The 12,686-nt window shown below is 46.8% G+C and carries 12 protein-coding genes; 1 reads left to right on the forward strand and 11 read right to left on the reverse strand.

Annotation, left to right across the window (positions count from 1 at the left end):
• Positions 1 to 166: 166 nt before the first annotated feature.
• The 9 genes from GCU39_RS31935 to GCU39_RS10390 form a co-directional block, all read right to left on the reverse strand.
• Positions 167 to 1,474 (reverse strand): discoidin domain-containing protein, encoded by a 1,308-nt coding sequence (locus GCU39_RS31935; protein WP_227793526.1) that lies wholly within the window; start codon positions 1,472 to 1,474, stop codon positions 167 to 169.
• A 127-nt stretch (positions 1,475 to 1,601) separates the two neighbouring features.
• On the reverse strand, positions 1,602 to 2,759 hold the full coding sequence (gene nagA, locus GCU39_RS10355; RefSeq protein ID WP_152393435.1) for an N-acetylglucosamine-6-phosphate deacetylase: 1,158 nt from the start codon (positions 2,757 to 2,759) through the stop codon (positions 1,602 to 1,604).
• A 1-nt stretch (position 2,760) separates the two neighbouring features.
• Entirely contained in the window at positions 2,761 to 3,486 is a 726-nt protein-coding gene (locus GCU39_RS10360) for a DeoR/GlpR family DNA-binding transcription regulator (protein WP_265333510.1), read from the reverse strand.
• A 193-nt stretch (positions 3,487 to 3,679) separates the two neighbouring features.
• Complete coding sequence (locus GCU39_RS10365) at positions 3,680 to 5,017, reverse strand: ABC transporter substrate-binding protein (protein ID WP_152393437.1); 1,338 nt, start codon at positions 5,015 to 5,017, stop codon at positions 3,680 to 3,682.
• A 28-nt stretch (positions 5,018 to 5,045) separates the two neighbouring features.
• Positions 5,046 to 6,197, reverse strand: a complete 1,152-nt coding sequence (locus tag GCU39_RS10370; protein ID WP_152397179.1) for an efflux RND transporter periplasmic adaptor subunit — start codon at positions 6,195 to 6,197, stop codon at positions 5,046 to 5,048.
• Between the two features lie 32 nt (positions 6,198 to 6,229).
• On the reverse strand, positions 6,230 to 7,045 hold the full coding sequence (locus GCU39_RS10375) for a carbohydrate ABC transporter permease (protein ID WP_152397180.1): 816 nt from the start codon (positions 7,043 to 7,045) through the stop codon (positions 6,230 to 6,232).
• Between the two features lie 60 nt (positions 7,046 to 7,105).
• A complete protein-coding gene (locus tag GCU39_RS10380; protein WP_193726974.1) occupies positions 7,106 to 7,933 on the reverse strand; it encodes a carbohydrate ABC transporter permease in 828 nt (275 codons plus the stop codon).
• Positions 7,934 to 8,094: 161 nt separating this feature from the next.
• On the reverse strand, positions 8,095 to 9,195 hold the full coding sequence (locus GCU39_RS10385; protein ID WP_152393438.1) for a HAMP domain-containing sensor histidine kinase: 1,101 nt from the start codon (positions 9,193 to 9,195) through the stop codon (positions 8,095 to 8,097).
• Positions 9,188 to 9,886, reverse strand: coding sequence for a response regulator transcription factor (locus tag GCU39_RS10390; protein ID WP_152393439.1), 699 nt, complete (start codon positions 9,884 to 9,886; stop codon positions 9,188 to 9,190). Before GCU39_RS10390 ends, GCU39_RS10385 begins: the two co-directional genes overlap by 8 nt.
• 278 nt (positions 9,887 to 10,164) lie before the next feature.
• Between GCU39_RS10390 and GCU39_RS10395 the strand changes: the two genes are divergently transcribed.
• Positions 10,165 to 10,377 (forward strand): DUF3955 domain-containing protein, encoded by a 213-nt coding sequence (locus GCU39_RS10395; RefSeq protein ID WP_152393440.1) that lies wholly within the window; start codon positions 10,165 to 10,167, stop codon positions 10,375 to 10,377.
• Positions 10,378 to 10,433: 56 nt separating this feature from the next.
• On the opposite strand, the gene GCU39_RS10400 is transcribed toward GCU39_RS10395, so the two are convergent.
• Both GCU39_RS10400 and GCU39_RS10405 read right to left on the reverse strand, forming a co-directional pair.
• Positions 10,434 to 11,561: a Ger(x)C family spore germination protein gene (locus tag GCU39_RS10400; RefSeq protein ID WP_152393441.1), complete on the reverse strand. Its 1,128-nt coding sequence runs from the start codon at positions 11,559 to 11,561 to the stop codon at positions 10,434 to 10,436.
• A complete protein-coding gene (locus GCU39_RS10405; RefSeq protein WP_152393442.1) occupies positions 11,558 to 12,673 on the reverse strand; it encodes a GerAB/ArcD/ProY family transporter in 1,116 nt (371 codons plus the stop codon). The genes GCU39_RS10400 and GCU39_RS10405 overlap by 4 nt, the downstream gene beginning before the upstream one ends.
• Between the last annotated feature and the right edge of the window lie 13 nt (positions 12,674 to 12,686).

The raw sequence follows: 12,686 nt of genomic DNA on the forward strand, positions 1-12,686 counted from the left end.
TCATCTTTCCTTTCTCCGCGCGGTGATGTCATTTGAGTTTAATTATAGCTGGCAATCCAAGCAGCTGCTGTTCCAATTTTGCTAATCTACACAAAAAAAGAAAGGCTTGAGATCTCAAGCCTTTCTTTTTGGTATAGAACCCCACTTGGTGAGAACGGATTACCGCTTAAGGATATAGTCCGACTTCCGCGATTTGTAGCTCTGCTCCACCGCTGTTTGACGTCACGTTCAACCGATAATATTGGTATGCGGTTGTGCTCGTGACGGAAAATGTCTTCGTCAAATAGCGACTTGCGAATGATTGATTCGAGCGTGTATCGATCGTCGTCCAGTTCGTTCCATCATTAGAACCGAGTAGACTCCAATTCTTTGGATCTCTCGCCTGGAAATCATTCGCAGACGTAATGGAATAAGAAGAAATCGCATGCGACGCGTTGTTGCCGAACTGATACTGAATCCATCCCGTGTTCGCAAAAATGAGCCACTTGGTCGCACTGCTGCCATCAAATGCCTTCTCCTTCTCTTCACCGGAAGGACTATTCGAGGAACTGGCGGAAGCTGTTCCACCCGTCGTGAGCGAACCATTACTTACGGGTGCTAATGCATTGTTGATGGCGGCGGCATAATCTGCCGCTGATCCGCCACTCGGATTATTCAGAATGGCATCATAGTACCAAATGAATCCTCCATTAATATTGGCTGATGCCTTCCAGTTGCTCATGCGACTGTTCACCTGACTCGGCGTATTCCCGCCGCTCGATGTTTTGCTGTCGAGCCCCGGCATGACGATCATACCGAGTTGACTGCTCCATGTTGCCGGATTGTTGCCAGCCCCTCCATCATATACTTGCAGATAAATCCGATCGACAAAGGAACCGAGCTGAGATTTAACGCTCTGCCAATAACTTACGTTCGTATAGGGACATAACGTTATTTTATAACCAAGGTTACCGAGCATGTTGCCGAACGCGACCGAAGAACTCACGTCATAGAGATCCTCGTTGTCGAAGCTGATGCCATCAATGCCAAGCTTACTCTTCAATGCGGAGAAGTTCTTGTACAAAATGCTGCTCGTACCCGTACCTTGAGATGCGACCAGATTCTTAATATTCTCAAAGTCTTTGACCCCCCAAGATCCTACGCTGATCTCAAGGCGTTTCACGGATGTCGGGGCTTGCTTGAGCGTCGCGAGTTCGCTTGGCCATAAGGATTTGCCAACATACGTACCGTTCGAGACAACCAATTGATCATTATAGACGAGATCGCCGTTGCTGTTGACATGAATCGTCCAGAGCATGACCGTCGTAAATCCAGACTGTCGTAGAATATCCATGGTTGGGGTTCCCCCGACATAGAACGGTCCACCGCCATAAATGACAGATTCCGGCGGGGTCTGAGCAGACGCTGTCCATGGAAAAATGCCCAATAGCATCATGCAGCACAAGATCACCAAGAATGGCCTTTTTCTCTTCATGTATTCACCTCGTGTACAAATTTCTTGAATCCCATTTGCGGGACCGAGAGCAATATCATGATATGTGACCTATACATGGTTTAGAATCTCACCCCTGGGACACACGAAGGTCTCTTGAATCACAGATTCATCGGTTCGCGATCATCCCGCCGATCATGGTCCATACCACATCATAGTTCTCATTCAGTAGGACCAAGTCCGCTTCGCAACCAACGTCAATGTGCCCGCTGTGCGACATGCCCAGAATCCGGGCAGGCGTCGTTGAAGCCATCTGTACCGCATCAGTTATCGATATCCCGTTCTCAACCGTTAAGCGCAGCGCTTCATTCATGGTAACCGTACTTGATGCCAATGTCCCGTCCACTAACCTTGCGACGCCTTCTGATACCGTAACCTGATGGCCACCGAATAGGTATTCCCCATCGCCCAGTCCCATCGCTTGCAGTGCATCCGTTATGAGAACCATTCCTTCCGGTCCTTTTATTCGATGCATCAGCCTGACGATTGCAGGATGCAAATGGACTTGATCGACGATCGCCTGCAAGCTGACATGCTCTTCCTCGAAGGCCGCGACGATCAGCCCCGGATCACGATGATGGATAGGGCGCATTCCGTTGAAACAATGCGTCACATGGCTTGCGCCTGCGCCAAAAGCTTCTTTGGCCTCTTCATAGGTCGCATCCGAGTGCGCAACAGCGATGACTACGCCTTGTTCTTTCAAATAAGAGATCAATTCGAGTCCGCCCGGCAGCTCTGGCGCAATCGTCACCATCTTGATAAGCGAGCCTGCTTCTTCGAAAATCAGCTTCATTTCCTCAAGATTCGGATGACGAAGATACTTCTCGTTCTGCATGCCTTTGCGCTTCGGATTCAGGTAGGGTCCTTCCAAGTGAATCCCTGCGATCTTCGCGCCTTCCTCACGACCAATAACCGATTTCACGCTTCGGATCATTTGCAGCAAATCTTCCATCGTGGAACTCACGGATGTTGCTAGAAATGACGTACATCCCGTTGCAGCGCATGCGCGAGAGACTTCCTGAATACTCTCCTCCGTGCCATCCATCATATCGCGGCCGTTCGCGCCATGAATATGAACATCGAGCATGCCAGGAATGAGCCATTGTCCCTGACCGTCAATACGTTCAACCTTATCATCTAGGACCTGTAATTCTTGCGAATCTGATGCGATCCGTTCAATCTTTCCGTCCGTCACCCATACGGCAGCGGAAGGCAGAATTTGCTGTGGTAGTACAACTTGTACATTGTGAATGAGTTTACGGTTCATGTTACTTCACTCCATCCTGAATAGGTTGATGAGAACATTCGATAATCGTTATATTGCGGTGATCGAGTATTTCCCGCAGTTCTTCCTTCAAGGGTTGATCGGTGACGATAATGTCTACATAGTCGAAATCCAGCTTGAATCTCGATTTGGCTCCGAACTTCGTATGATCTGCCACGAGAATCACTTGATCGGACTGCTTCGCCATCTCTTTCTTCACCCGAACATCTTCCTCATACGGATAATAGAAACCATCTGGTTGAATCGAGGTCGTCCCGATGAACGCCTTATCTGCCCGGATGTCGCTAATCTTGTCAATGACTGAAGGACCATAGAGCAGGCGATTCTGCGTATGCAGATATCCGCCCAACACATAGATACTCAGATCATCCCGCTTCGAGAGAATCCCAACATTATCAATGGAATGCGTTACCACCGTGATTCCCCTAGCTTCTACATGCTGCGCGACGAATTGGACCGTGGTCGATACGTCCATATAAACTGTCTCATGATCGCGGATCAGCATCGCGCCTTGCCTTCCGATTCGTTGCTTGCTGTCCGATTCCTCAATCATGCGATCTTGATAGGATGACAGCTCCTTCTGAAGCTCTGGCAGCGCAACCCCGCCATGCGTCCTTACCACGACGCCCTCCTGCACGAGTCTGACGATATCCCGCCGCGCTGTATCTCTCGAAACGTGGTAATGGGTACAGATATCTGCTACACTCATGGATTGATGAATTTTTAAATATTCAAGGATCTTCAATAATCTCTCTTCCTGAAACAAATTGGATACCCTCCTCACTTCATCCACTTTCCATTCTATGATTTAAGTATATATAAGTATTATGTTATTTTCAATAAGTATTTATAAGTAAATATAACAAAAGGATCACCGCAGTGCAGTGATCCCTCTTAAGTAATTACTCATTCAAATACGTCGTTGTACGATTCTGAATCAGCTTCGCTACTTCTTCTGCCGATTTCTGACCGGAGAAGTAGGATTTGGCCTCTTCCACAACTATTGATAGCAGCTTATCATCCGAGCTTGCGAAGCGATTTACTGATGCAACAAGTTGTCTGACTTGCTTGAAATGGCGATCAGTAATGCTGCTGGCATTTTCGCCCGTATACTCACTGCTCTTCACGAACTTCTCCATATCGGTAAGCAGCTTATCATTGACGGATTTCGATAACGAGAACCCTTCTCTCCCCTCCAAAGACTGTACTTCTTCCGACATCATGTAAGCGATGAATTTCCATGCTTCGTCTTTGACCGGCGAGTTTGCTTGAATCCCGAGCTGGTTCGGAACGATAAACGTTGTGCCGCCTGCATCACCCGGCGAATGCGGTGTAGGCAGCAATTTCCCATTTTTGTAGAATCGGAACCCTAAGTCATAGAAGTCTAGCGGAGAGTATAAATACGTATATGCAAATAGCTGGTTGCTTGGTTTTGCTTTGCTCGCGGATAGGATGTTGTCATCATACATTTTCTTCACCTGATGCAGCTGGTTAATAAATGCCGGCGAATCGAATTTCGCCTTTAACTTGGCCTGATCTATGTAATCAGCACTATTATTCTTCACGACTAGCTTTAAGAACTCCTCAGGCTTATAGTTGGCTAACGCATAACGGCCTCCTTCACGCCCCCCTTGCTGCATGAACTGATTCGATACATCAACGAACTGATCCCAAGTCCAATCGTTCTCGTCCACTTTGATCTTCTTGTCCAAGATATCCCCGTCGCTAATGAATGCCCCAACGAAGTAAGAAGATGGAATGGCATACAAGCCTCCGTTTTGTTTCATGCCGTCCAAAATATTCATGTTCAGATCGTTTTTGTTTACTGTCTGATCTGCTTCCAACGTATCGTACATATTCGCTATAAGATTCTTTTCAACATAATTGTTCACAGGCAGCATGCTCAACTCAATAATGTCCGCGCCTTTGCCGGACAGGATCGCAGCGTTCGTCGTTTTGAGATACTTCTCTATATCCGCTTCGGCTGCACCACTCTCACTGCTATCAAAGGCTTGAATTTGTAGGTCGATCTCGGGATACTTCTGTTCGAATTTCTTCTCAACGGCCTCGAAGTATGGGTTGGCGTACGTTGTACTAAGCGTAACAATCGTCTTCCCGTCTTTCGTTGTAGGCTTTTCCTTGCTCCCGCTATTTCCATTTTCACCGTTTCCGTCTCCACAACCGGTTAGCGCCGCTAATAATAAGCACATCATACCCATAAATACTTGTTTCCTCATCATATGATTCCTCTCTCCTAAGAACACTTTGTTATTTCAGTCGTACGCGATTACCGTCCAGCAGCGGTTCGCTGCTCTCCAGAATGACTAGGTCATCCATGTTGAACGTATTGGATACAATCATTGTCATTTTGTCATTGGATTCGCTGGATTGAATTTTGGCCTTGCGCACAATAAATTCATTTCCTAACGAACCTTTCTTCTCTTCAATGCGATAAATATATTTGCCGTCACGATCTTGATGGACCGCCTCGCTCGCAACGAGAAATCCCTGCTGCTCAGATTGTCTTGTCAGCTTGATCTCGGCTTGCTCACCTCCCTTCAATCCAGCATCCATGAGTTTCACACGAACCACTTTTTGTGCGATCGGTTTCCCAGATTCAGATGTTTCCGCGTCCACACGAGGCGGGGCATCAACAATCTCATAGACGCTTCCCTCCATTCCTAGCTTCTTCTGACCGGAATCTAACTGTACTGTCACGGGTATCTTCTCTTGCACGCCAATCCCGAGACTTGATATGAGAGACGCATCCACGAGGAACTCCAGCCGGTAGCCTTGAAGGGTATTCGCGAGATATACGTCCGCATCCCCGCCCGAGGTCATTCCGACGACAGCATTCACTTTGGTGACGACCCCATCGAAGGGGGCTGTCATTCTCTGATTGCTCGCAAGATTCGCTCGTAAGGCGGCAATTTTTCGTTCCTGTACACCAAGATCTAGCTTACGCATTTCAATATCACGCTTGGCGTTGCGCAATTTCGTCTCGTCCCCATCGGTTGCCGATACAATATAAGCTTCTTGACTATTCTGCAGATCGATTTCCTGTTTTGCCAATTGCGCGAGTTCATCGTCCAGTTCCCGTTCCGCAGATTTGCTGTCATATGTAACCAGCGTCTGTCCTTTCTTCACGCGAGCGCCTTCTTTCACATGAATGACCGTAACCTTCCATCCCGCAGGATTCGTCAGCTTCGCTTCCGTAATCGGCCGCACCGTGCTGATGCCTCCAAGCACATGTTCAATACTGCCGAATTCCACCCGCTCCGCTCGAACCTTCGGATACGACAACGATTGCAGCGTATTGCTGTATAGCGTAAAAAATAGCAGTATTACGACAAATAAAACGAATATGATCTGTATCGGTCGTTTGCTTTTACTTCTGTCTAATGCCTCCATCGACCCCATCCCCACTTTTACGATCCTCCTAATCAGTACTGCTAGCCCTTAATGCCTGACAATTGAATGCCTTCGATAAAATAAGATTCCGCATAGAGAAACAACAAGACCATCGGTGTCATGTAGAGCATGGAAGCTGCGAACGCAACACCTCGATCATCTTGATTAATGCGCGATAGAAATACCGATAACGGCTGCTTCAATGGTTCGTCCAAGAAGATCAACGGCTGCTCCACCATATTCCAATAATCCGCGAAGAGTAAGACAATTAGCGCTGCAATTCCTGGCTGAATCATCGGAATGATGATCGTGAAGAAGATCCGTACATGTCCTGCACCATCCATTTTCGCCGCTTCGATATAGGCATACGGAATGTTCATCGTGAACTGCCGAAGCATGAACACACCAAAAGCCGCGAAGATGCCAGGCAGAATAATGGCACTGGATGTATTCATTAGCCCAAGTCGATCCGCAATGATGTAATTGGGTACGAGCGTAACTTGGAACGGCATCAACATTGTCAGTACATACAAGAGGAACAACTTATCACGTCCGCGAAAATGCAGTTTGGCGAAAGCATACGCTGCGAAGGCGGCAACCAGCGTCTGTCCTGCGATAATCGGCATCACCATCCATACGGAATTCCAGAACATCATCAGGAACCGCGGACTCTCCACAAACACTTTGTAGTACTGCTCGAAGGACACGAGATCCGGCAGCAGCTTCAAATTGACAAAACCAGAGTCATCCATCCTCCCGATGGAACCATAGTTGATTCCGATTTCTCTAGCGGTCATGATGGAATTCGTAAACGTTATACCGATCGGAAATAACAAGCATACAGCCATACACGTCATCACAATCGTTAGAGATAATTTTTTCCAAGCTTTGATGTAATTCACTCGAATCTCCTCCTGCTATTCCATAAACTGTCGGAACCTTCGTTCTACCGCGAACAAACCAATGACGATCATCAAAATGCATCCGACCATCAGGGTTGCCGCCGCGGTAAGCTTCTGGATATCGAGCGACATGAATGTATTGTTCATGTAATGCTGTAGCATGTAGATACTGTCATGCGGATAATCCCCGGCAATTAAGTACGTTTCCCGGAATACCTTGAACGAATTTATAATCGACATGATCATGACGAAGAACATCGTAGACGTAAGATAGACGAGCGTAATGCCTGTGAACTGACGCAGCCGTCCAGCCCCCTCCAAATCGGCCGTCTCGTAGTAGTCCCTCGGAATTTGCTGCAGGCCAGCCAAGAATAAAATGATGTTATAGCCAACGTTCTTCCATAAGTAGACGACCATCACGACATATCGTGCTGCTTCCGTCTTCATCCAATCGACACGGTCGAGTCCGAAGTGACTGAGCCAAGCATTCAGCGAACCGTTCCAATCGAATAGAATCTGCCAAATGATGATGATCGAAGCAACGGGTACGACGAGCGGCAACACATAAGCCGTCCGAAGGACATTGCGAATGTACAGGTTCTGATTGAGCAGCATCGCGAGTCCAAGCGAGATCACGATGATGACTGGCACCGTCACGACCGTGAACCAGAATGTATTGATAGCCGCTTTCCGGAAGGAGTCGCTGGCTAACAGGGCATGGTAGTTATCCAATCCAACGAATTGACCGCCGACCGCACGATCCATCAAGGAGTAACCGACGCCGGCAGTGAACGGAATGAGATAGAATATCGCAAATCCGATCAAGCTTGGCGCGAGGAACATCCAGGCCGCGGGAGCGTCGCTACGGCGCCATCTTCGCACCTTGAACCATGATATATAGACATAACAAAAACCCCATTTCCTCTTCAATCGTTTGACCTCCCTTCAACGACAAGGATAGGAAAAACTGTTTAAAAAGAAATGGGGTATTCTTTAAATTTTTCTTAATTCGATACAGCTTGCGGCAATCGTACTTCAAATAGGGTGCGGATCAAGTTGCTATCTGCCGAGATGGTACCATTGTGCTGCGTCACGATGTTTTTAGATATAAATAGGCCAAGGCCCGTGCTGCCTTCGCGATGGGTTCGCGATTTATCGCCCGTGTAGAACATTTCGAATACATGTGGAATCTCTTCCGGCGGTATCACGTCTCCGTAATTGATGACTTGAACGACAACTTCTCCGGCTTCTAGATAGGCACGAATATCAACATACTTCCCTTCGCTGCCGTAACGAACCGCATTGGTCAATAGATTCTCGAATACGCGAGCCAGCAAATCGCCATCCGCCTCTATAATTAACGACGAGGCAAGATGCAGCCTGGATTCCAGATGGTTTTTCTCGAATAGAGGAAATAACTCTTCGTTCAGCTGTGTCAACAGCTCAGCTAAATCGATCGGGTGCTTTTCGCTCTTCAGCATCCCGTGACTCATTCGTGTAATCTCGAACAGCTCATCGATCAATCGCTCAAGACGTTGCGACTTGGCGAAGGCAATACTCGTGAAATGATGGACCTGCTCTTGCGTTAACGCCTTATCCTTGAGGATATAATCCAAATAACCGATCACCGATGTTAACGGTGTTCGCAGATCATGCGCCAGGTTCAACACGAGCTGATCCTTGCTACTCTCCGCAAAATCGCCTCTTGCGACGGCCTCCATCAGCTTCTCTCCCGCTGCATTAATATCCGCTGCAATTTCTCCGAATTCGTCATTCGTCGCCACCGTGACGCGCTTGTCAAATTCCCCATTGGCCAGGTTGCGAATGCCCTTCGAAATCTCATGGAAATAGTTCGCGTATCGTTTCGTTAACAGAAAGAAGAACAGGATGGCAAGCGGAACAAAAAAGATCAAGAAGAAATTGACATCGCCCACTTCTCGGATAAAATAGCGAATACGTCTCTCGTAGTCTTCAAATTTGACCTGAGAGTGATAATAGAGCTGAAGCATTTTGTATAATCCGAAAATAATGGCTCCGGCGAGGAGCATACTTAGGCCGAAAATTAAGATCATTTTGGAGCGGAAGCTGCGCAACATGCTACCCATTGAACGTATACCCCACCCCCCACACAGTCTTGATCAATTTGTTCTTGTGCATATCTTCGTTCAACTTCTTGCGCAAGCCGCGAATGTGAACCATCACCGTATTTCCGCTCTCATAATAGGCTTCGCCCCATACCTGCTGGAATATATTTTCCGCACTGAACACTTTCTTGGGATAGCTCGCGAGCAGGTACAGAATATCAAATTCTTTGGGCGTTAAATCAATTGATTCGCCATATAACGTGACGGTACGCTGCTCCGGATTAATCATAACGCCTCCAGCCTCGATCACAGACGGTCCGCCGACTGGGGCAAGCTGGTTCAAATGCTTGAATCGCCTCAACTGCGCATTCACGCGTGCGATGAGCTCCATCGGGTTGAACGGTTTCGTAACATAATCATCCGCCCCCCTGACGAGTCCTGTAATTTTGTCTAAATCCGATGTCTTGGCACTGACGAAGATGATCGGCATCGGGTTATGTTCGCGGATCTGACGAGTCACTTCGTATCCATCGAACTTCGGCATCATAATGTCCAATATCGCAAGGTCAATATGATGCGTTTGTACCGCTTGTATGGCTTCTTGACCATCCGATGCTTTGATGATGGCGTAGCCTTCTTTCTCCAAATGTAGACTAATCAAATCGACAATTTCCTTTTCATCATCCGCGATTAGAATCGTAATCTGTTTCATAGGATCATCCTCTGCGTATAGTAAGAATTGCATCATTATATCAAATTCGTTCCTTTTCTTCCAAGTATGTCGTCACAGGGTGATACGGGGAAAGACCGTAATTCATTCGAATAACGTTTATTATTTATTGTTAATCGATAAAAAATTATTGACGAACAGTGCTCCATCCATTAGAATCAGTGGTATGAAGTCAGGATTTGTCTATGGAACAGCATGAATCGTCCTGTGGAATACAGACATGAAGAACCAACAGGATTTAGACAAAGGAGTGTAACCGTATGAAACTCAAATATTGGCTAGCATCGATCCCATTCTGCATAAGTGTCATCTGCCTTGCGATCAGTGCGATGATCGGTTCAAGCATCGATCCGGACGGAATCTTACGTGAGCCCTTCTTCCTCATCCCGATCGCATACCTCTTCTTGTTCAGTGGCATCATCTCACTGCTATACATTGGCATTTCAACAGCGATCAGAAAAAAACGTACCTAAGATCATAAAAAGACGACAACCCTTTCCTCTGAGTGGTGTGTCGTCTTTTTCATCTTTCATTCGATTGTCCCTGTCCGGATCAGATTCACTTTGAATTGCGTCTCTACTTTCGCTTCAGGGTACATTTTCTCCCACTTTTTGCGTGTCAAATGTGCGTTCCGAACCGAACTTCGATACACATTGCCGAATCCGATGGCGTCTGATTTCATGCGCTGCAGCTTTTGAATCAACTGATTCGTTTCTTTCGTCATTTCCTCGCCGATTTTTTTCTGAAGGAGCCGAATCGCTTTGTCGTTACTGAAGTTATAGTGATCCGTAATTTCCTGCAATTCGACATCCATGTGGACACGGACTTTGAATTGGATAGGTTTCATGGAGGTGAGATCGATACGCACTTTCCTGCCAATATTGGAGAATACGATATGAACGTTCCCTTCCTCTTCATTCAGCAAGTAAGGCCTCAATTCGCTACGTTTAACATTGATTTCTTTCAAATACTCCTTCTGCTTGCCGCGCAGCAGCTTGAGCAAGTAGCCTTCACTCGGATCGATCTCGCCTACTGCCTTATCATCCCGAAATAAGACGAGCCCAGAGATCTCGACATTTTCATCTTTCTTCTTCAGGAGTGGAAGGACGGCATCGCCTCCAATGCTGTACATCGCACTGCGATAATCCTGAACCGTACAAGAAGGAACCCAATCATCTTGAATATGCTGTTGGATCATCTCATATAGGAATGTGCCAATATCGGGAATTTGCGGATAGGTATACGACAATAGCTCATTCGCCGATCCATCGCTCATAGCCAGATAAATACTGTCCCCAAGGAACGGATCACGGGTCAGATTCTCAACGACATCCGAGACGCCTTCCTTTGCGAGCTTTCTATCGAACATCACGACCCGAACTTGTCCGCTGACCGAGGAATGCGACAGCATGCTATTGATCCGAATTCGAGCTCCTTTGCCGCTGTTCGCGATCGTCGTGATCACTTCAGATTTCTTCGGGGATTCTGGCGTTGGATTGAGAATGACGGACGTCACGTTAAGCTTGTCATTCGGCAATCCGTCAAATCCAATAGCGACGCTTATGCCGAGTTTCTCAAGCACATTTGACTGTACGCATCCTGCGATCAGGGTAGAGCCTGCAAACATTAGCATAATCATTTTGCACTTCATTCTCATGATTTCTGGCTCCCCTTCTGATGCTTCCACCATTGACGAATGGAAGTCAAGATGAATAATAGGCACGGATAGTAATAGGAGACAATCACTGAATATTTTCCGATATAATCATTCAACGTGTTTATCTGCCGACGATTCTGGAAGCAAATCGAGGCGACAAGGATGATGATGGCAATCGCATAAATCAATAGCTTCTGATTCCAATGGAACAACCTCGTCGTCCCCCGTACAAGAATCCAAGTTAGCAGCATCAATCCCGGTACAATGACGAACATCCAGAATGGAATGGCGATAAATTCTATGCGTTCGAGAAACGGGTATTTAATGATTTTCAATAAGTTTATCGACCCCCAGATCGTCTTGGGCATTTGATTCTCGCTGAAATACACAATGGAGATGACCATAATGAAAAGATACAGCAAATTCGTGAACAGGATGCTGCCTTGCGCATACCGAAGCGCCTTTTCCTTATCTTTAACATGCGAGTATACGAAAAAAATCACCTCAAACCCTGCGATCGTAAACCCCATCTTCATCGCACCCGCCACCAGATGCTGCACGGTCGTATCATAGATCGGCAGAATCCGCCGCCAATCTGCGTATTGCAGCGGATAATAGAACAATAACGTCGTCGCAGAAATCAGAATGAAGCTCATAAAACACAACTGCAGAGCTGCGCGTATTCCCCCAAGACTGCCATATACCATCAGGATGACTAAGATTAAACTAAGTAACCAAGTTGGATAATCAGGAAAAATCCATGATTGTACGGCTTCAATATAGGTTCGAACGATCGCCGTCATATTCGTGAGGAAATAGAGCATGATCACAACATTCAAGCCGTTGCCGAACCATTTGCCGAACAGATTACGGTGTATATCATAAAGATCCTGATCATCGTGTTTCTTCATCGTCGTGATCATCATCCACATCATGAGATGCGTGACGAGTCCGGCGAGAATGACCGAGAGCCATGCGTCATGCCCAGATTCATTGTAAATGTACCGCTGAAAGCCGAAGACACCGACGCCAATTTGAACGCTTGGGATCAGAAACATCAGCATATACGCATTGAATTGGTATTTGGTTGATGCTTGTTCGGGATTAGACATGGTGCCTCCTTTA

It is taken from the genome of Paenibacillus guangzhouensis, from assembly GCF_009363075.1.
GTDB classification, from domain to species: Bacteria; Bacillota; Bacilli; order Paenibacillales; family Paenibacillaceae; genus Paenibacillus_K; species Paenibacillus_K guangzhouensis.